This window comes from Streptomyces sp. NPDC087787 (genome assembly GCF_044743035.1).
Lineage (GTDB): Bacteria > Actinomycetota > Actinomycetes > Streptomycetales > Streptomycetaceae > Streptomyces.
Genome location: NZ_JBIUVQ010000022.1, coordinates 42,272 through 61,226 on the forward strand (window position 1 = coordinate 42,272; position 18,955 = coordinate 61,226).

General features: G+C 70.7%; 14 protein-coding genes. 8 read left to right on the forward strand and 6 right to left on the reverse strand.

Annotated features, from left to right (window positions below; translation table 11 throughout):
* Positions 1–116: 116 nt before the first annotated feature.
* The 5 genes from ACIOWN_RS28975 (at position 117) to ACIOWN_RS28995 (ending at position 6,872) form a co-directional block, all read left to right on the forward strand.
* Positions 117–908: an ATP-binding cassette domain-containing protein gene (locus ACIOWN_RS28975; protein WP_362352254.1), complete on the forward strand. Its 792-nt coding sequence runs from the start codon at positions 117–119 to the stop codon at positions 906–908.
* Positions 905–2,197 (forward strand): ABC transporter permease subunit, encoded by a 1,293-nt coding sequence (locus tag ACIOWN_RS28980; protein ID WP_362352251.1) that lies wholly within the window; start codon positions 905–907, stop codon positions 2,195–2,197. The genes ACIOWN_RS28975 and ACIOWN_RS28980 overlap by 4 nt, the downstream gene beginning before the upstream one ends.
* A gap of 191 nt (positions 2,198–2,388) precedes the next feature.
* Positions 2,389–4,326, forward strand: coding sequence for a 1-deoxy-D-xylulose-5-phosphate synthase (gene dxs, locus ACIOWN_RS28985; RefSeq protein WP_362352248.1), 1,938 nt, complete (start codon positions 2,389–2,391; stop codon positions 4,324–4,326).
* A gap of 183 nt (positions 4,327–4,509) precedes the next feature.
* Positions 4,510–6,021, forward strand: coding sequence for an amino acid permease (locus ACIOWN_RS28990; RefSeq protein WP_401983738.1), 1,512 nt, complete (start codon positions 4,510–4,512; stop codon positions 6,019–6,021).
* 122 nt (positions 6,022–6,143) lie between these two features.
* On the forward strand, positions 6,144–6,872 hold the full coding sequence (locus tag ACIOWN_RS28995) for a sulfite exporter TauE/SafE family protein (protein WP_362352243.1): 729 nt from the start codon (positions 6,144–6,146) through the stop codon (positions 6,870–6,872).
* 31 nt (positions 6,873–6,903) lie between these two features.
* Here the strand turns inward: ACIOWN_RS28995 and ACIOWN_RS29000 are convergent, their stop codons facing one another.
* The 6 genes from ACIOWN_RS29000 to ACIOWN_RS29025 form a co-directional block, all read right to left on the reverse strand.
* Complete coding sequence (locus ACIOWN_RS29000; RefSeq protein ID WP_362352240.1) at positions 6,904–7,305, reverse strand: NTP pyrophosphohydrolase; 402 nt, start codon at positions 7,303–7,305, stop codon at positions 6,904–6,906.
* A gap of 155 nt (positions 7,306–7,460) precedes the next feature.
* Positions 7,461–8,540: an LCP family protein gene (locus tag ACIOWN_RS29005; RefSeq protein WP_362352237.1), complete on the reverse strand. Its 1,080-nt coding sequence runs from the start codon at positions 8,538–8,540 to the stop codon at positions 7,461–7,463.
* A 237-nt stretch (positions 8,541–8,777) separates the two neighbouring features.
* Entirely contained in the window at positions 8,778–10,907 is a 2,130-nt protein-coding gene (locus tag ACIOWN_RS29010; RefSeq protein WP_362352234.1) for a 3-hydroxyacyl-CoA dehydrogenase NAD-binding domain-containing protein, read from the reverse strand.
* Positions 10,904–12,124, reverse strand: a complete 1,221-nt coding sequence (locus tag ACIOWN_RS29015) for an acetyl-CoA C-acyltransferase (protein WP_362352231.1) — start codon at positions 12,122–12,124, stop codon at positions 10,904–10,906. Before ACIOWN_RS29015 ends, ACIOWN_RS29010 begins: the two co-directional genes overlap by 4 nt.
* Positions 12,125–12,241: 117 nt before the next feature.
* A complete protein-coding gene (locus tag ACIOWN_RS29020; RefSeq protein WP_362352229.1) occupies positions 12,242–13,270 on the reverse strand; it encodes a LacI family DNA-binding transcriptional regulator in 1,029 nt (342 codons plus the stop codon).
* Positions 13,267–15,693, reverse strand: a complete 2,427-nt coding sequence (locus ACIOWN_RS29025) for a glycoside hydrolase family 2 protein (RefSeq protein ID WP_401983740.1) — start codon at positions 15,691–15,693, stop codon at positions 13,267–13,269. Before ACIOWN_RS29025 ends, ACIOWN_RS29020 begins: the two co-directional genes overlap by 4 nt.
* 177 nt (positions 15,694–15,870) lie before the next feature.
* Here ACIOWN_RS29025 and ACIOWN_RS29030 point away from each other — a divergent pair, with 177 nt between their 5' ends.
* The 3 genes from ACIOWN_RS29030 to ACIOWN_RS29040 are packed head-to-tail and all read left to right on the forward strand — an operon-like array spanning position 15,871 to position 18,949.
* Positions 15,871–17,187 (forward strand): ABC transporter substrate-binding protein, encoded by a 1,317-nt coding sequence (locus ACIOWN_RS29030; protein WP_401983741.1) that lies wholly within the window; start codon positions 15,871–15,873, stop codon positions 17,185–17,187.
* Positions 17,187–18,122: a sugar ABC transporter permease gene (locus ACIOWN_RS29035; RefSeq protein WP_362352221.1), complete on the forward strand. Its 936-nt coding sequence runs from the start codon at positions 17,187–17,189 to the stop codon at positions 18,120–18,122. Before ACIOWN_RS29030 ends, ACIOWN_RS29035 begins: the two co-directional genes overlap by 1 nt.
* Positions 18,119–18,949 (forward strand): carbohydrate ABC transporter permease, encoded by an 831-nt coding sequence (locus ACIOWN_RS29040; protein ID WP_362352218.1) that lies wholly within the window; start codon positions 18,119–18,121, stop codon positions 18,947–18,949. The genes ACIOWN_RS29035 and ACIOWN_RS29040 overlap by 4 nt, the downstream gene beginning before the upstream one ends.
* The last annotated feature ends 6 nt before the right edge of the window (positions 18,950–18,955 follow it).

Genomic DNA, 18,955 nt, shown 5'->3' on the forward strand with positions numbered 1-18,955 from the left:
TCCGGCGCCCTGCCGCCGACAGCCCCGCAGCACAACGGCGGGGCGCCGGACGGAACACCCCCCTCACTCCTCTTGTATCAACCTCCCGCCGGGGTCAGGCTCGGGCGGCGAAGGAGATGGTTCACGTGTCCGCTACGCCCGTGCTGGCGTTGCGCGGGGTCTCCAAGCGATTCGGTGCTGTCCAGGCGCTCACCGACGTAGAGCTTGAGGTCCACGCCGGAGAGGTCGTCGCCCTCGTCGGCGACAACGGCGCCGGAAAGTCCACCCTTGTCAAGACGATCGCGGGCGTGCACCCCATCGATGACGGTGTCATCGAGTGGGAGGGCAACCCCGTCACGGTCAACCGGCCGCACGACTCCCAGAACCTGGGCATCGCGACGGTCTACCAGGACCTGTCCCTGTGCGACAACATCGACGTCGTCGGCAACCTGTTCCTCGGCCGTGAGATCAAGCGCCGCGGTGTCCTGGACGAGGTCGAGATGGAGCGCCGCTCGCGCGAACTGCTCCAGACCCTGTCCATCCGCATCCCCAGCGTGCGCATCCCGATCGCCTCGCTCTCCGGCGGTCAGCGCCAGGTCGTGGCCATCGCCCGCTCCATGCTCGGCGAGCCCAAGCTGGTCATCCTCGACGAGCCGACGGCCGCCCTCGGCGTCGAGCAGACCGCCCAGGTCCTCGACCTCGTCGAGCGGCTGCGTGAGCGCGGCCTCGCGGTCATCCTCATCAGCCACAACATGGCGGATGTGAAGGCCGTCGCCGACAAGGTCGCCGTCCTCCGGCTCGGCCGCAACAACGGCGTGTTCGAGGTCGGGACCACCTCGCAGGAAGAAATCATCTCCGCCATCACCGGTGCCACGGACAACGCCGTGACCCGTCGTGCGGCGCGCACCAACGCGGAGGCTCAGAAGTGAGCATCGACAAGTCCCAGGCCGCCCCCGCCGACGCCCCCGTGGACGCGCCCGCCGCCGCGGCCGACGCCGCCCCCGCCGTCGACCCCCGCCTGCTCGTACGCGAGCAGGGATTCGCCGGCTACCTCGGCGAGTTCAAGCGCAAGATGCGCGCCGGCGACCTCGGAGCCATCCCGGTCGTCATCGGCCTCATCGCCATCTGCGCGATCTTCCAGAGCCTCGACTCGGCCTTCCTGGGCGCGGAGAACCTCAACAACATCTTCGTCGCCATGGTGGCCACCGGCATGATGTCGGTCGGCATCATCTTCGTGCTGCTGCTCGGTGAGATCGACCTGTCGGTAGGCTCCGTCTCCGGTGTCTCCTCGGCCATCATGGCCGTGATGAGCGTCACCCACGGCGTGAACGAGTGGCTCGCCGTCGTCAGCGCCCTCGCGGCCGGCGCGGTCATCGGCGCCCTGCACGGCTTCTTCTTCGCCCGCATCGGTGCGCCCGCGTTCGCGGTGACCCTGGCCGGTCTGCTGTTCTGGAACGGCTTCATGCTCCAGGTCCTGGGCGCCAACGGCACGATCAACATCGACGGCGACGGCGTGGTCGGGAAGCTCACCACGTACTACTTCTCGGACGTGGCAGCCGCCTACCTCCTGGCCGTCGTCGCGGTCGCCGGATACTTCCTGTCGGCCTTCCTCGGCAACCGCCGCCGCGAGGCCGCGGGCATCCCGTCCCGCCCGCTGAGCGACATAGTGCTGCGCACCGTGCTGCTCGCGGTCGCCGCGTTCGCCGTGGCGTTCATGTTCAACCAGTACAAGGGTCTTCCGCTCGCGGTGCTGCTCTTCGCGATCGTCCTGGTCGGCAGCGACTTCGTGTTGCGCCGCACCGCGTACGGCCGCAAGGTCTTCGCGCTCGGCGGCAGCGTCGAGGCCTCCCGCCGTGCCGGTATCAACGTCACCGCGGTCCGTGTCTCGGTCTTCGCCATCGCGGGCCTGTTCGCCTCGGTCGGCGGTCTCTTCTGGGCCTCCAAGATCGCGGCCGCCAACCAGAGCGCCGGCTCCGGTGACCTGCTGATGAACGTCATCGCCGCGGCCGTCATCGGTGGCACCAGCCTCTTCGGTGGCCGGGGCCGCACCTGGAACGCGCTGCTCGGTGTGCTCGTGATCACGTCGATCCAGTACGGCCTCGCCCTGCAGGGCATCGCCACCCCGATCCAGTACATGATCACCGGTGGTGTGCTTCTCGCCACGGTCGTCATCGACTCGGTCACCCGCAAGACCCAGAAGTCGGCCGGACGCGCCTGAGCGCCGCCCGCACCAGGACCGTGCCCGGCACCGACGACGGTGCCGGGCACGGCCGTGTCTGACAGTCCTTTCGCTGGGTACCGCCGTTCGCGTGACATACGACCCCCAGCCCGGGCACCGGGCGCTCGGACGGAACATTAGACTCGACGAGCCCGGCAACAGCTCGATCAGCTCTACGCAAGGAGGCACGGGTGCCGCTGCTGACCCGCATCAGGGGACCGCGCGATCTGGACCGGCTCAGCCTGGAGGAGCTGGACCAGCTGGCGCAGGAGATCCGGAACTTCCTCGTCACCGAGGTCTCCAAGACCGGCGGCCACCTCGGCCCCAACCTGGGTGTGGTGGAGCTGACCATCGCCCTGCACCGCGTCTTCCAGTCGCCCAAGGACAAGGTGCTGTGGGACACCGGCCACCAGTCCTACGTGCACAAGCTGCTCACCGGCCGCCAGGACTTCTCCAAGCTGAAGATGAAGGGCGGCCTGTCCGGCTACCCCTCGCAGGCCGAGTCCGAGCACGACGTCATCGAGAACAGCCACGCCTCGACCGTGCTGGGCTGGGCCGACGGCATCGCCAAGGCCAACCAGCTCCTGGAGCGGGACAGCCACGTCGCCGCGGTCATCGGTGACGGCGCGCTGACCGGCGGCATGGCCTGGGAGGCGCTGAACAACATCGCCGACGCCAAGGACCGCCCGCTCGTCATCGTCGTCAACGACAACGAGCGCTCCTACGCGCCGACCATCGGCGGCCTCGCCAACCACCTGGCGACCCTGCGCACCACCGACGGCTACGAGCGCTTCCTGGCCCGCACCCGTGAGGTGCTCGAGCGCACCCCGGTCGTCGGCAGACCGCTGTACGAGACCCTGCACGGCGCCAAGAAGGGCCTGAAGGACTTCATCGCCCCGCAGGGCATGTTCGAGGACCTGGGCCTGAAGTACGTGGGCCCCATCGACGGCCACGACATCGAGGCCCTGGAGTCGGCGCTGGCCCGCGCCAAGCGGTTCGGCGGTCCCGTCATCGTGCACTGCCTCACCGAGAAGGGTCGCGGCTACCAGCCCGCCCTCCAGGACGAGGCCGACCGCTTCCACGCCGTGGGGAAGATCCACCCCGACACCGGGCTGCCGATCGCCACCTCCGGCGCCGACTGGACCTCCGTCTTCGGCGACGAGATGGTCAGGCTCGGCAAGGAGCGGAAGGACATCGTCGCCATCACCGCGGCCATGCTCCAGCCGGTCGGCCTGGACAAGTTCGCCAAGGCCTTCCCGGACCGGGTCTACGACGTCGGCATCGCCGAGCAGCACGGCGCCGTGTCCGCGGCCGGCCTCGCCCACGCCGGGGTGCACCCCGTCTTCGCCGTCTACGCCACCTTCCTCAACCGCGCCTTCGACCAGGTCCTGATGGACGTGGCCCTGCACAAGTGCGGGGTCACCTTCGTCCTGGACCGGGCCGGTGTCACCGGCACCGACGGCGCCTCCCACAACGGCATGTGGGACATGTCGATCCTTCAGGTCGTCCCGGGTCTGCGGCTGGCCGCCCCGCGCGACGCCGACCAGGTCCGCGCCCAGCTCCGCGAGGCCGTCGAGGTCGAGGACGCGCCGACCGTGGTCCGCTTCTCCAAGGGCGCCGTCGGTCCCGCCGTACCCGCGGTGGGCCGCGTCGGCGGCATGGACGTACTGCGCGAGCCCGGCACCGAGACCCCGGACGTCCTGCTCGTCTCCGTCGGCGCCCTGGCCCCGATGTGTCTCGAGGTGGCCACGCTCCTCGACAAGCAGGGCATCACCACCACCGTCGTCGACCCGCGCTGGGTCAAGCCCGTCGACGATGCCATGGCGCCGCTCGCCGCGCGGCACCGCGTGGTCGTCACCGTCGAGGACAACTCCCGTGTCGGCGGTGTCGGCTCGGCGATCGCCCAGGCCCTGCGGGACGCGGGCGTGGACGTGCCGCTGCGCGACTTCGGCATTCCGCCGCGCTTCCTCGACCACGCCTCCCGCAACGAGGTGCTGGTGGAGATCGGGCTGACCGCGCCGGACATCGCCCGTCAGGTCACGGGCCTGGTCTCCAAGCTGGACGGCCGGTTCGAGCGGCCGGAGGCCGAGACGGGGGTCGACGCGGCGGTGCAGTCCGCGCGCGACTGACCACCGGGACCTCCCCGACGCGGTACGGGCCGGTCGCTCCCCCTCTTACGGGTGGCGCGACCGGCCCGTCTGCGTGAACCTGCGAGTGCCGGGGCATACGCATCCCCAGCTCTCTCGATCATGCCGAGCAGTGCCGAGCAGTGGCGAGCCGGGTCGAGGACGAAAAGCAGGGGAGGTCACGCCGTGAGCGGCACGCTCTTTCGGACCAAGAACGTCGAGCAGTCGATCCAGGACACCGAGGAACCCGAGCACGCGCTCAGAAAATCCCTGTCCGCCCTCGATCTGACGGTCTTCGGCGTCGGCGTCATCATCGGCACCGGCATCTTCGTCCTCACCGGCACGGCGGCCAGGAACACCGCCGGCCCCGCCGTCTCCCTGTCCTTCGTCGTCGCCGGTGTGGTCTGCGCGCTCGCCGCGCTGTGCTACGCGGAGTTCGCCTCCACGGTCCCGGTGGCCGGCTCCGCCTACACCTTCTCCTACGCCTCGCTCGGCGAGTTCCCCGCCTGGATCATCGGCTGGGACCTGGTCCTCGAACTCGCGCTCGGCACGGCGGTGGTCGCCGTCGGATGGTCCGGCTACATCCACTCGCTGCTCGACAACGCGGGCTGGCACCTGCCCGAATACCTCAGCGGGCGTGACACGGCGTCCGGTTTCGGCTTCGACATCCTCGCCGCCCTCCTGGTCCTCGTCATCACCGTCATCCTCGTACTCGGCATGAAGCTCTCCGCGCGGGTCACCTCGATCGTCGTGGCCATCAAGGTGGCCGTGGTGCTCGTGGTGATCATCGCGGGCGCCTTCTTCATCAAGAGCGGCAACTACGACCCGTTCATCCCGAAGCCGCAGCCGGTGCCCGCGGGCGGCAACCTCAAGGCACCGCTCATCCAGCTGATGTTCGGGTGGGCGCCCTCGAACTTCGGTGTGATGGGCATCTTCACGGCGGCGTCCGTCGTCTTCTTCGCCTTCATCGGCTTCGACGTCGTCGCCACGGCGGCCGAGGAGACCCGCAATCCGCAGCGCGACGTGCCGCGCGGCATCCTCGGCTCACTGATCATCTGCACCGTGCTGTACGTCGCCGTGTCGATCGTCGTCACCGGTATGCAGAAGTACAGCGCGCTGTCCGTCGACGCGCCGCTCGCCGACGCGTTCAAGGCCACCGGGCATCCGTGGTACTCGGGCCTGATCAGCTTCGGCGCGGCCATCGGCCTGACCACCGTGTGCATGATCCTGCTCCTGGGCCAGGCGCGGGTCTTCTTCGCGATGAGCCGGGACGGACTGCTGCCCCGCTTCTTCTCGCACACCCACCCGCGGTTCCGCACCCCGTACCGGCCGACCATCCTGCTCGGCGTGATCATCGCCGTCGTCGCGGGGTTCACCAGCCTGAGCGAACTGGCCGAACTCGTGAACATCGGCACCCTGTTCGCGTTCATCGTCGTCGCGATCAGCGTGATCATCCTGCGCAACACCCGGCCCGACCTGCCCCGCGCCTTCCGCACCCCCTGGGTCCCGGTGATCCCGGTCCTCTCCGTCTGCGCCTCCCTCTGGCTGATGGTCAACCTCCCCGCCGAGACCTGGCTCCGCTTCGCCATCTGGATGGTCATCGGCTTCGTCGTGTACTTCCTCTACGGCCGCAAGCACAGCAGGCTCGCCGAACGCCAGGTCCTGGAGCGCCGCACGGCGGGCGGCGGCACCGCTTAGGGCCTCTCGCGGGCGGCGGCTGCCGACGGGCCCTCCGGTGGCCGGCGTTCTTCCGCTCGGTAATGTGCGGGAGGTACGGGGCGGACGGGTCACCCCGGCGGCAGCGGCCGGAGAGGGAGCACGTGACGACCACCCTGATCGCCGAGGTGGCGCTGGTCACCGCGCTGGCGTCGTTCGCGCAGGCGCTGAGCGGCTTCGGGTTCGCGCTGGTGGCGGTGCCGCTGCTGACCCTGCTCACCACCCCTCAGAACGCCGTCGTCGTGGTCACCGCGCTGGGCGGGGTGCTCTCTCTGGCGGTCTGCGTCCACCAGAGGGAGCACGTCAGTGTGCGCACCGCGGGCCTGGTGAGCGGAGCGGGGCTGGTGGGCATGCCGCTCGGGCTGCTCGCGGTGACGGTGCTGGGCGCCCGCTCGCTGTCCGTCCTCATCGCGTGTGTGGTGCTGGTGTTCGCCGTCCTGATCGGCCGGGGCCTGACCTTCCGGCGCGGCACCGGGCCCACAGCCGCCGCGGGTGTCGCCAGCGGGGCGCTGCTGACCGCGACCGGCATGAACGGGCCGCCGCTGGTCGCCGCCTTCCAGGCCATGGGTCTGACGCCCCGGGAGTTCCGGGCCACCCTCCAGGCCACGTTCTGTGTCCAGGACGCCCTGGCCCTCGCCGGGTTCCTCGCCGTCGGCCGGCTGACCGGGGAGAGCCTGCTGCTGACCGGCGCCGGGCTCCCCGGTCTGCTGGTGGGCTGGTGGCTCGGCGACCGTCTCTTCACCCGCACGGACCCCGCCCGCTTCAAGAAGATCGTCCTCGGGGTACTGGTCGCCAGCGCCGGTGCCGCGCTGTACCAGGCCATGGTGGGCTGACCCGGTCTCCGAGTCCTGCCCGGTCCCGCGCTCAACGCTCCGGACCGGGGGCGTCCTGGCCGCCGGGAGCGTACACCGTGCGCGGGCCCACGGTGGCGGCGCCCGTCGCGGTCACCCTGCGGCGCAGTTCGCGGTCGGCGGTGACGACCACGCGGGACCGGTCCGCCGTGGCGGCGGCCAGCCGGGCGATGTGGTCGTCGCCGCTGCCGGGGGCCTCTTCGACCCGTACGCCGGGCACGGACGGCACGCCCCGGGCGGCGCCCTCGAGGACCAGGACGATCTCCAGCGGACCGGGCACGCCGGGAACGCCCTCCTCGACGTACCCGGCGAGCCGGTCGCGCAGGCGTTCGGCGGCGGCCCGCCGGTCGCGCCACCATCCGTCCGGGACGGAGCCGACGACGTTGGCCCCGTCGACGATCAGCAGGGTCGGCATCCTGTTCGGTCCTTCCGGTCGGGATCAGACGCGGTACCAGTGTCGGTGACGTCGCGCGCCCGCGGGCTTCCCGCCCGACCCGCCCGCCCCGTCCGGCACTGCCCGTCCCGCCCGGCGGACGCCGGCCCGTGGACGAGCGTGACCCGCTGGGCGGATCAACCGCCCGTCGCGGGGGACTTCCTGGCGGACTCCGGGATGGTGGAGTCGGTGCGGAGCGCCTTCCACAGTTCGGTCGCCTGGGGCTCCGCGGCCACCACGCGGTTGGGGTCGGTCTTGTCGTACATCACCGGCAGCATGATCGTCTCCATGCTGGACGGGTCGACCCCGTTCAGGCTGCGCCCGAACTCCGCCAGCTTGGTGAGGGAGGCGAGCTCGGAGTCGGTGGTGAGGGCCGCGGTGAGGCTGTCGGCGATCTTGTACGTCTTGGTGGGGCTGCCCAGGAGGTCCTGCTTCTTGATCTCGCTCAGCAGGTCCAGCATGAACTGCTGCTGGAGGCTGATGCGTCCGAGGTCGCTGCCGTCCCCGATGCCGTGCCGGGTGCGGACGAACTGCAGGGACCGGGTGCCGTCCAGACGGTGGGTGCCGGCGGTCAGGTCCAGGCCGCTGGACTTGTCGTGGATGTCCTGGTCCACGGTGACGGTGACCCCGCCTATCGCGTCCACCAGCCCCTGGAAGCCGGAGAAGTCGATCTCCATGTAGTGGTCCATGCGGATGCCGGACATCTGCTCCACGGTCTTGACCACACAGGCCGGACCGACCTGTCCGTAGATGGAGTTGAACATCACGCGCTTCGCCGGTGCCACCGCCGTGCCGTCGGACTTCGTGCACTCGGGCCGGGTCACCAGGGTGTCGCGGGGAATGCTGATGGCGACGGCCTGGGTGCGGCCCTCGGGTATGTGCATCAGCAGCGCGGTGTCGGAGCGGGCGCCGGAGACTTTGCCGGTGTTGAGCGCGGCGTTGGCGCCGGCGCGGGAGTCGGAGCCGAGGATCAGGACGTTCTGCCCGGACGTGGGCAGCCTCTCGGGCCGGTCGTCACCGATGGCCTGGTCGATGTCGACGCCCTTGATGTTGTTGTCCAGGCCGCTGTACAGCCAGTACACGGTCCCCGCCCCGGCCGCGACCAGCACGGCCAGTGAGAGCAGGATCCACCGGCCGGTGCGGCGCCGGCGACGGGGAGTTCCCTCCTGGTCGGGGCGGTGCGGGCCGCGGGGGCTCTCGACGGCTGGGTTTGTCATCGCGCGCTGTCCTCGTCTCCTCATGCCCGGGCAGGGAGCGCTCGGGCTATCGGACAGACCCGTGACCCATGGGGGGCGTTGTACGGCAGTGGCGTACATCACCCGCTGTGCTGAACGGAGTTGACGTGATTGACGGCCGCGGCGCCGCGTTCGCGGTGCGCGTACGCGTCCGCCCCTGCCGCTGCGATGAGCGACAGGGGCGGACGGCGTTGCGGGGCCGCTGCGGGCCCGGAGGCGTTACGCCGGGACGCTCGCCACCCCCGGCTCCAGGAACCGCCTGCCGTTCACGCGCTCCGACACGCCCTCGCGGTCCAGGTACGGCGTGATGCCGCCCAGGTGGAAGGGCCAGCCGGCGCCGGTGATCAGGCACAGGTCGATGTCCTGGGCCTCGGCGACGACGCCCTCGTCGAGCATGAGCCCGATCTCCTGCGCGACCGCGTCGAGCACCCGCGCCCGCACCTGCTCCTCCGTCAGGACGCTGTCGCCCTGCTTCAGAAGGGCGGCGACCTCCGGGTCCAGCTCGGGCCTGCCGCTGTCGTACACGTAGAAGCCGCGCTTGCCGGCCTCGACGACCGCCTTGAGGTTCGGGGAGACCGTGAAGCGGTCCGGGAAGGCCCGGTGGAGGGTCTCCGAGACGTGCAGGCCGATCGCCGGACCGACCAGTTCGAGCAGGACCAGCGGGGACATGGGCAGGCCGAGCGGCTCCACCGCACGCTCCGCCACCTCGACCGGGGTGCCCTCGTCGATGACGTTCTGGATCTCGCCCATGAAGCGGGTCAGGATGCGGTTGACGACGAACGCAGGGGCGTCCTTGACCAGGACCGCGGTCTTCTTCAGCTTCCTGGCCACCGCGAAGGCGGTCGCCAGCGAGGCGTCGTCGGTCTTCTCGCCGCGGACGATCTCCAGCAGGGGGAGGATCGCGACCGGGTTGAAGAAGTGGAAGCCGACGACCCGCTCGGGGTGCTTCAGCTTCGACGCCATCTCCGACACGGAGAGGGAGGAGGTGTTGGTGGCGAGGATCGCGTGCGCCGGGGCGACCGCCTCGACCTCGGCGAACACCTTCTGCTTGACGCCCATCTCCTCGAAGACCGCTTCGATGACGAAGTCGGCGTCCGCGAAGCCCTCCGCCTTGTCCAGGACACCGGTCACCAGCGCCTTGAGGCGGTTGGCCTTGTCCTGGTTCACACGGCCCTTGCCGAGCAGCTTGTCGATCTCGGCGTGCACGTAGCCCACGCCCTTGTCGACGCGCTCCTGGTCGATGTCCGTGAGGACGACGGGCACTTCGAGGCGGCGCAGGAAGAGCAGCGCGAGCTGGGAGGCCATCAGGCCCGCGCCGACCACGCCCACCTTGGTCACCGGGCGCGCCAGGTTCTTGTCCGGGGCGCCTGCCGGACGCTTGGCGCGCTTCTGCACCAGGTTGAACGCGTAGATGCCGGCCCGCAGTTCGCCGCTCATGATCAGGTCGGCGAGGGCCTCGTCCTCGGCGTCGAAGCCCTGCTGGAGGTCGCCGTTCTTCGCCGCGGCGATGATGTCCAGGGCGCGGTAGGCGGCGGGGGCCGCGCCGTGCACCTTGGAGTCGGCGATGAACCGGCCGCGCGCGACGGCCTGGTCCCAGGCCTCGCCCCGGTCGATCACCGGGCGTTCGACCTCGATCTCGCCCTTGAGGACCGCCGTCGTCCAGACCAGCGACTGCTCCAGGAAGTCCGCGCCCTCGAACAGCGCGTCGGCGATGCCGAGTTCGTAGACCTGCTTGCCCTTGAGCTGCTTGTTCTGGTTGAGGCTGTTCTCGATGACGACCGTGACGGCCCGGTCGGCGCCGATCAGGTTCGGCAGCAGCGTGCAGCCGCCCCAGCCCGGGACCAGGCCCAGGAACACCTCGGGGAGCGAGAACGCCGGGAGGGCCGCGGAGACCGTGCGGTAGGTGCAGTGCAGGCCGACCTCGACGCCGCCGCCCATCGCCGCGCCGTTGTAGTACGCGAAGGTGGGCACGGCCAGCGTGGACAGCCGCTTGAAGACCTCGTGGCCGCCCCTGCCGATGGCCAGCGCGTGCTCGCGCTCCTTGAGCAGCTCCACGCCCTTGAGGTCGGCGCCGACCGCGAAGATGAACGGCTTGCCGGTGATGCCGACGCCGACGATCTCGCCGTCCGCGGCCTCCTTCTCCACCTGGTCGATCGCCGCGTCCAGGTTCGCCAGCGAGGCCGGGCCGAAGGTGGTCGGCTTGGTGTGGTCCAGGCCGTTGTCCAGGGTGATGAGGGCGAAGCGGCCCGCTTCCTGGGGCAGGTCGAAGTGGCGTACGTGCGCCTGCGTGACGACCTCGCCCGGGAACAGCTCGGCCGCGCCCTTCAACAGCTCAGCGGTGGTGCTCACTTGTCGCCTCCGGTGAAGTGCGGGTTCTCCCAGATGACCGTGGCGCCCATGCCGAAGCCGACGCACATGGTGGTCAGGCCGTAACGGACCTGCGGCTGCTGCTCGAACTGGCGGGCCAGCTGCGTCATCAGGCGGACGCCGGAGGAGGCGAGCGGGTGGCCGAAGGCGATCGCGCCGCCGTACTGGTTGACGCGCTCGTCGTCGTCCGCGATGCCGTAGTGGTCGAGGAAGGCCAGGACCTGCACGGCGAAGGCCTCGTTGATCTCGAACAGGCCGATGTCGGAGATCGACAGGCCCGCCTTGGCCAGGGCCTTCTCGGTGGCCGGGATCGGGCCGTAGCCCATGACCTCCGGCTCCACGCCCGCGAAGGCGTAGGAGACCAGGCGCATCTTGACCGGCAGGCCGTGCTCGCGGGCGAACTCCTCGCTCGCGACGATCGAGGCGGTGGCGCCGTCGTTCAGACCGGCCGCGTTGCCCGCGGTGACCCGGCCGTGCACGCGGAACGGCGTCTTGAGGCCCGCCAGGTCCTCCAGGGTGGTGCCCGGTCGCATCGGCTCGTCCGCCGTGACCAGGCCCCAGCCGGTCTCGCCGCCCTCCGGGGTGGTCCGGCGCACGGAGATCGGGACCAGGTCGGCCTGGATGCTGCCGTCGGCGTACGCCTTGGCGGCCTTCTCCTGCGAGCGCACCGCGTACTCGTCGGCGCGCAGCTTGGTGATGTGCGGGAAGCGGTCGTGCAGGTTCTCCGCGGTCATGCCCATGAACAGGGCGGACTCGTCGACCAGCTTCTCGCTGACGAAGCGCGGGTTGGGGTCCACGCCCTCGCCCATCGGATGGCGGCCCATGTGCTCGACACCGCCCGCGATGGCGACGTCGTACGCGCCGAACGCGACGGAGCCGGCCACCGTGGTCACGGCGGTCAGCGCGCCCGCGCACATCCGGTCGATGGAGTAGCCGGGCACCGAGGCGGGCAGGCCGGCCAGGATGCCCGCGGTGCGGCCGATGGTCAGGCCCTGGTCGCCGATCTGCGTGGTCGCGGCGACGGCGACCTCGTCGACCTGCCGCGGGTCGAGACCGGGGTTGCGGCGCAGCAGCTCCCGGATCGCCTTGACGACGAGGTCGTCGGCGCGAGTCTCGTGGTAGATGCCCTTCGGGCCCGCCTTGCCGAACGGGGTGCGGACGCCGTCGACGAAGACGACGTCCCTGACGGTACGAGGCACGATGGCTCTCCTCCAGGGTGCGGGACGGCACTGCCGCGCAGCGCTGAGCGCGCGCTCACCCCCATGCTACTCATGAGTAATGTAACTGCCCAGTCCCCGCGCCCACAGCGGTGAACGTCACACGTCCGGCGGTGCCGTCGAACCCCGCGGAGTCAGCACCGGAGTCGGCACCGGATGCGGGCCCGGACCCTCGTCCAGGAGGACGCCGAACAGCGTGCGGGCCACGTCCGCGCCGAAGCCGTGCACGTCGTGGCTCATCGCGGACAGCGTCGGATGGGTCAGCCGGCACAGCTGGGAATCGTCCCAGGCCAGCAGGGACACGTCGGCCGGGACGCGCAGACCCATCTCCGCCGCCACCGACAGTCCGGCCACCGCCATGATGTCGTTGTCGTAGACGATCGCCGTGGGCCGCTCCGGCGGCGCCGCGGACAGCAGTGACCGCGTCGCCCGCGCCCCCGTCTCGCCGGAGAAGTCGGTCGCCACCTGCCATGCCCCGGCCAGCCCCAGGCTCCGCGCCGCCGTGTCGAACGCCGCCGCGCGGATCGCCGTGTGCCCGAGCGCCGCCGCGCCGCCGACGCGGGCGATCCGCCGGTGCCCGAGCGCCGCCAGATAGCGCACGGCCTCGGTGACCGCGGTGGTGTCGTCGGTCCACACCGAGGTGAGCCCGCCGGTCAGCGACGGGTGCCCCACGGCCACCGCGGGCAGCCCGATCCGCCGCGCCACGGCCGGCCGGGGATCGTCGGTGCGGAAGTCGACCAGGATCGAACCCGCGATCTGCCGGGCCTTCCACCACGTCTCCAGCAGGCCCGCCTCCTCCTGCGGCGCGCGCACGAGCCGCAGCAGCAGCGAGCAGGAGTGCTCGGCGAGGACGCTCTCCACGCCCGAGATGAACTCCATGTAGAAGGGTTCGAGCCCGAGCAGCCGGGCCGGCCGGCAGATGGCGAGCCCGACCACGTCCACGCGTGAACCGGCCAGCGTCCGGGCGGCCGGGTTCGGCGCCCAGCCCAGCTCGCGCGCGGCCTTGAAGATGCGCTCGCGGGTCGCCTCCGAAAGCCCCGGCTTGCGGTTGAAGGCCAGCGACACCGCCCCCTTGGACACCCCCGCACGGGCGGCGACGTCCTTGATGGTGACGCGGGGAGCCGTCATCGGGCGGGCTCCACGCAGTACAGGGCGGCCCGGACGGCTTCGGCCGCCTCCTGGCCGCCCGGGATCCGCCAGCCGTCGACTCCGATGGTCACCCGTTCGCCGGGGAGCAGCGTGACCAGCCCCGTGTCCGCCCGCGCGGACGGGTCGAGACGGTCCGCCTGGAGCAGCAGGTCCCGCACCAGCGTGCGGGCCGTCACGGTGACCGCTCCCGGCGCCACGGCCACGTCGAACTCCGGCCGGGGATAGGGGATGTCGCGGTCCGGCGCCGGGAAGTACAGGGCGCGCAGGCCGCCGCCACCCCCGCCCTCGCTCGAGCGGGGGGACTCCGACGCGTCCGCGACCAGGAACTCCTTCGGCCCGGCCGGCACCAGTTCGGACGGGACGGGGACGTCCATGACCGTGCGCGCCGCGGCGCTCAGATCCGTGTGCGTGGCGGCGACCACCTCGCCCGCCACGGACATCCGGCGCAGGGTGAGTTCACCCGCCCACGGCGCTGCCGACTGGTTGACCGCGGCCAGCACGAGCCCGCCGTCCCGCTCCCCGAGCGTCAGCAGCCGGTCCGCGTAGAGCCGTTTCAGCTCGTGGTACAGCGGCTTCTCGCGTCCGTCGCCGTCGATCGCCGCCCAGGACGTCACCGGCCAGCAGTCGTTGAGCTGCCACACGATGGTGCCCGCGCACACCGGCCAGTGCGCGCGCCAGTGCTCGATGCCGGCGGCCACCGCGCGGGCCTGGTTGAGCTGGGTGAGGTAGTGCCAGCGGTCGAAGTCCCCCTCGGGCAGGGCGAAGTGCGGGGCAAGACCACACTCCAGTTTGCCGTTGCCGTCCTCGGCCTTCTGATGGTGCAGCATGCCGGGGGAGTCCGGGGCGAGCTCCTCGCCCGGCAGGGCGCGCCGCAGGGTCGCGTAAGCGGGCGGCGCCTGCCAGCCGAACTCGGCCACGAAACGCGGCACGTCCAGCCGGTAGTCGGCCCAGCCGCGCCGGTTCCACACCTCCCACGAGTGGTGGGTGCCGTGCGCCGGGTCGTTGGGGTGGTGCGCCCAGGACCCGGACCAGGGGCTGCCCGCCGTGTACGGCCGGGTCGGGTCGAGGTCGGCCACCACCCGGGGCAGCAGCCCCAGGTAGTAGCCCTCGCCCCACGAGTCGCCGGCCAGCTCCGGCTCCCAGCCCCAGTCCCTGAAGCCCCACAGGTTCTCGTTGTTGCCGTTCCACAGGACGAGCGAGGGATGCGGCATCAGACGTACGACGTTCTCGCGCGCCTCGGCCTCCACCTCGCCGCGCAGCGGCTGCTCCTCGGGGTAGGCGGCGCAGGCGAACGGGAAGTCCTGCCAGACCAGCAGGCCGAGTTCGTCGCAGGCGTCGTAGAAGTCCGCGCTCTCGTAGATCCCGCCGCCCCACACCCGGACCAGGTCCACTCCCGCCGCGGCCGCCTGGCCGAGCCGCTCCCGGTAGCGTTCGCGGGTGACCCGGGAGGGGAACACGTCGTCCGGGATCCAGTTGACGCCCCGCGCGAACAGCCGCTCCCCGTTGACCACGAGGGTGAAACCGGTGCCGTGCGCGTCGGCGGAGGTGTCGAGCTCCACCGTCCTGAAGCCGATCCTGAGACGCCTCGCGTCCAGCGCCTCCGCGCCGTTCAGCAGCGTCAACTCCAGCTCGTACAGCGGCTGTCCGCCGTATCCCCGGGGCCACCACAGGTCGGCGTCCGGCACCCGGAGCCGTACCACCCCGGTCGTGCCGTCGACGGCCGCCCGCGCCCGCACCCCACCCACCCGTGCCTCGACGGCGAGTTCGGCCTCCGGGCGGGTCCGCCGCACCTCGATGTGCGCCTCGACCACGCCCGTGCCCTCCTCGACGGTGACGAGAGGGCGCACCCGGTCGATCCGGGCCGTGGACCACGACTCGAGCCGCACCGGGCGCCAGATGCCCGCAGTGACCAGGGTCGGCCCCCAGTCCCAGCCGAAGGAGCAGGCCATCTTGCGGATATGGGCGTAGGGCTCGGCATAGGCACCGGGCCGCTCGCCGACCCGCGCGCGCACGGCCTCCGCCTCGGTGTACGCGGAGTCGAAGCGCACCGCCAACCTGCCCTGACGGCCCGTCACGTCGAAGCGGTACGAGCGGTGCATGTTGCGCACCCGGCCCAGCGGTTCCCCGTCCAGGGTGATCTCGGCGGCGGTGTCGAGCCCGTCGAAGACCAGGTCGGTCCGCTCGTGCCCCGAGCCGGTGTCCAGCCGCCTCTCGTACGTCCACTCCCGGCGGCCCACCCAGGCCACGTCCGCCTCGTTCCGGCCGAGGAAGGGATCCGGGACCAGTCCCGCGGCCAGCAGATCCGTGTGCACGCAGCCCGGCACGGCCGCCGGGAGCGCCGCACCCGTGTCGTCGGGGTGCCGCAGGATCCATCCCTCGGTGAGCGGTGTGGCCCGAAGCATGCGCCCTCCCTGAACCGGTCCAACCCAATTGGTCTGCGATGTAGCGGCGTTGGCGAGATTCGGACTTTACCGGTTGAGAAAGCGCTGTCAGAGTGCCGAACCAGCCAACCCGGCCGCCCGGCCGGAGGACCGGCCCATCCGCAGTGCTCTTCCGTCCGCAGAACGGAGCTGACGCACATGAACCGCCGCACATTCCTCGCCGCCACCGCCGCGACCACGGCCCTGCTGCTCGCCGGGTGCACCGGCACCGGAGGCGCCGCCAAGGGGCAGGACGCCGAAGCGCCGAAGGACCCCGCGAAGGTGAGCGGGACCATCACCGTCCTCACCCAGCGCACCGACCTGGTGCAGGACGGCACGATGAAGAAGTACGCCGCCGCGTTCAACCGGACGTATCCGAAGGTGAAGGTGGAGTTCCAGGCCCTCACCGACTACGAGTCCGAGGTCAAGATCCGGATGAACACCGAGAACTACGGCGACGTCCTGATGATCCCCGGCGTGATCAAGAAGAGCGACTACCCGAGGTTCTTCGCCTCGCTCGGCACCCGGGCCGAACGCGCCGAGAAGTACCGGTTCACCGACTTCACCGCGGTCGACGGCAAGGTCTACGGGCAGAGCCCGATCGGCGTGATGCCCGGCTTCGTCTACAACAAGAAGGTCTGGGAACGGGCCGGGATCACCCGTTGGCCCACCACGTCCGCCGAGTTCCTGGCCGATCTGAAGGCCGTCAAGGACAGGACCGGCGCGATCCCGTACTACACGAATTTCGCCGCCCAGTGGCCGCTGACCTCCTGGACCTTCGTCAACGGCTCCGTGCACTGCGACACCGGCGCGACCACGAAGCTGGCCGACGGCGACCCCTGGGCGCAGGGCGCCGACCTGCGGGTCGGCGACACGCTGCTGTACGACATCGTGCGCCGGGGCCTGGCCGAGCGGGACCCGACCACCACCAACTGGGAGGCCTCCAAGGCCCGGCTGGCCAAGGGCGAGATCGCCACGCAGTGGCTCGGCACCTGGGCGATCATCCAGTTCCAGGACGCGGCGAAGAAGGCCGGAGTGGACACCGCCGACATCGGGTTCATGCCCTTCCCGGCCCAGAAGGACGGCACGTTCTGCGGGGTCGTGGGCCCCGACTACAACCAGGCCGTCAACATCCACTCCCCGCACAAGGAGGCGGCCCGCGCCTGGATCGACTGGTTCACCGACAAGTCCGGCTACGACAAGGACAACCTCGCCATCTCCCCGCTGAAGAACGCGCCCCTGCCGGCGGTCCTCACCCCCTACACGGACGCGGGCGTGAAGCTCATCGAACTGGACGACACCGCCGGCGCCCGGGTGAAGCTGATCGACGACGAGTCCGAGGTCGGCATCTACAAGCCCGGCTACCGGCAGAACCTCGTCGACCTCGCGCGCGGCGCCCGCAAGGGCAGCCTGGACGGCTTCCTCGGCGACCTCGGCGGGAAGTGGGACGCGGCGCGGAAGAACACGGGGTCCTGATGACGGACACCACCGCCCGGACGGCCGCGCCACCCGTCGCCGCCGCCCCGGCCCCCGCCCCGCGCCGCGCGCGCGTGCGGCGGGGGCTGACCCCGTGGCTCTTCCTGCTCGCCCCGCTCGCGCTGCTGATCACCTTCACCTACGCGCCGGTCGCCAACATGGTCGCGTACAGCTTCACCGACTGGGACGGGGTGAGCCCCGAACTGCGGTACACCGGCGCCCACAACTACGCCGAGCTGTTCACCCGCCCCGAGCTGTTCGAGGTGTTCTTCGTCAGCGGCTACTACCTCGCCGCCTCCGCCGTCCAGATCGCCGCAGCGCTCTACTTCGCCACCGTGCTCAGTTTCGACGTGCGGTTCCGGAACTTCTTCAAGGGCGTGCTCTTCTTCCCGTACCTGGTCAACGGGGTCGCGATCGGCTTCGTCTTCCTCTATTTCTTCCAGGACGGGGGCACCCTCGACTCCGTCCTGGCCCTGTTCGGCCACCACTCCTCGCACGCCTGGCTGGGTACGCCCGTCTCCGCGAACACCTCGCTCGCCGGGGTCTCCGTCTGGCGCTACCTGGGTCTGAACTTCGTCCTGTTCCTGGGCGCGATCCAGTCCATCCCGGGGGAGCTGTACGAGGCGGCCGAACTGGACGGGGCGAACCGCCGGCAGCAGTTCCGGCACATCATCGTGCCCGGCATCAAGCCGGTGCTCACGCTGACCGTGATCCTGTCCGTCTCCGGCTCGCTGTCGGCCTTCGAGATCCCGTACATCATGACCGGCGGGGCGACCGGCACCGAGACCTTCGTGATCCAGACCGTGAAGCTGGCCTTCCAGTTCAACAAGACGGGGCTCGCCTCGGCGGCGGCGGTCGTGCTGCTGCTGATCGTCCTGGCAGTGACCTGGGCGCAGCGGCGCCTCGTCCCCGACGACAGGGTGGACCTCGTATGACGCGCCGCATCGTCGCCCGCACCCTGGTCCACGTCTCGCTGGCCGCCGCTTCGGTGGTCGTTCTGCTCCCGCTCGGCGCGGTCCTGCTGACCTCGCTGAAGACGCCGGAGGAGATGGCCGACGACGGTGGGGCGCTCACGCTCCCCGCCGATCTGCTGAACTTCGGCAACTACGGCACGGCGTTCCAGGACGGCCGGATGCTCTCCGCGTTCGGCAACACGGCCTTCATCCTGTTCTTCGCCGTCGGCGGCACGGTGCTGATCGGCTCGATGACGGCCTACGCCATCGACCGGTTCACCTTCCGCTTCAAGAAGCTCGTGGTGACGCTGTTCCTGGTCGCCGCGCTGGTTCCCGGGGTCACCACCCAGGTGGCGACCTTCCAGATCGTCAACAGCTTCGGCCTCTTCGACACGCGCTGGGCGCCGATCGCCCTCTACATGGGCACGGACATCGTGTCGATCTACATCTTCCTGCAGTTCGTCCGGTCGATCCCCGTGTCCCTCGACGAGGCGGCCCGCCTGGACGGCGCCAACTCCTTCACGATCTACCGGAAGATCATCTTCCCGCTGTTGAAGCCCGCGATCGCGACGGTCGTGATCGTGAAGGGGATCACCGTCTACAACGACTTCTACATCCCCTTCCTGTACATGCCCTCCGACGACCTTGGCGTGATCTCGACGTCGCTGTTCCGCTTCCGCGGCCCCTTCGGTGCCCACTGGGAGACGATCTCGGCGGGAGCGGTGCTCGTGATCCTGCCGACGCTGGTCGTCTTCCTGTTCCTCCAGCGCTTCATCTACAACGGCTTCACGAAGGGGGCGACCAGGTAGGGCGCG

What these genes read in the sequence shown, in the direction of transcription:
- ACIOWN_RS29005 (WP_362352237.1), bottom strand. Translation starts at nt 8,540, where the DNA reads ATGACAAACCCAGCCGTCGAGAGCCCCCGCGGCCCGCACCGCCCCGAC.
- ACIOWN_RS28975 (WP_362352254.1), top strand. Translation starts at nt 117, where the DNA reads ATGGTTCACGTGTCCGCTACGCCCGTGCTGGCGTTGCGCGGGGTCTCC.
- ACIOWN_RS29020 (WP_362352229.1), bottom strand. Translation starts at nt 13,270, where the DNA reads ATGACGGCTCCCCGCGTCACCATCAAGGACGTCGCCGCCCGTGCGGGG.
- ACIOWN_RS29040 (WP_362352218.1), top strand. Translation starts at nt 18,119, where the DNA reads ATGACGCGCCGCATCGTCGCCCGCACCCTGGTCCACGTCTCGCTGGCC.
- ACIOWN_RS29030 (WP_401983741.1), top strand. Translation starts at nt 15,871, where the DNA reads ATGAACCGCCGCACATTCCTCGCCGCCACCGCCGCGACCACGGCCCTG.
- ACIOWN_RS29025 (WP_401983740.1), bottom strand. Translation starts at nt 15,693, where the DNA reads ATGCTTCGGGCCACACCGCTCACCGAGGGATGGATCCTGCGGCACCCC.
- ACIOWN_RS29000 (WP_362352240.1), bottom strand. Translation starts at nt 7,305, where the DNA reads ATGCCGACCCTGCTGATCGTCGACGGGGCCAACGTCGTCGGCTCCGTC.
- ACIOWN_RS29035 (WP_362352221.1), top strand. Translation starts at nt 17,187, where the DNA reads ATGACGGACACCACCGCCCGGACGGCCGCGCCACCCGTCGCCGCCGCC.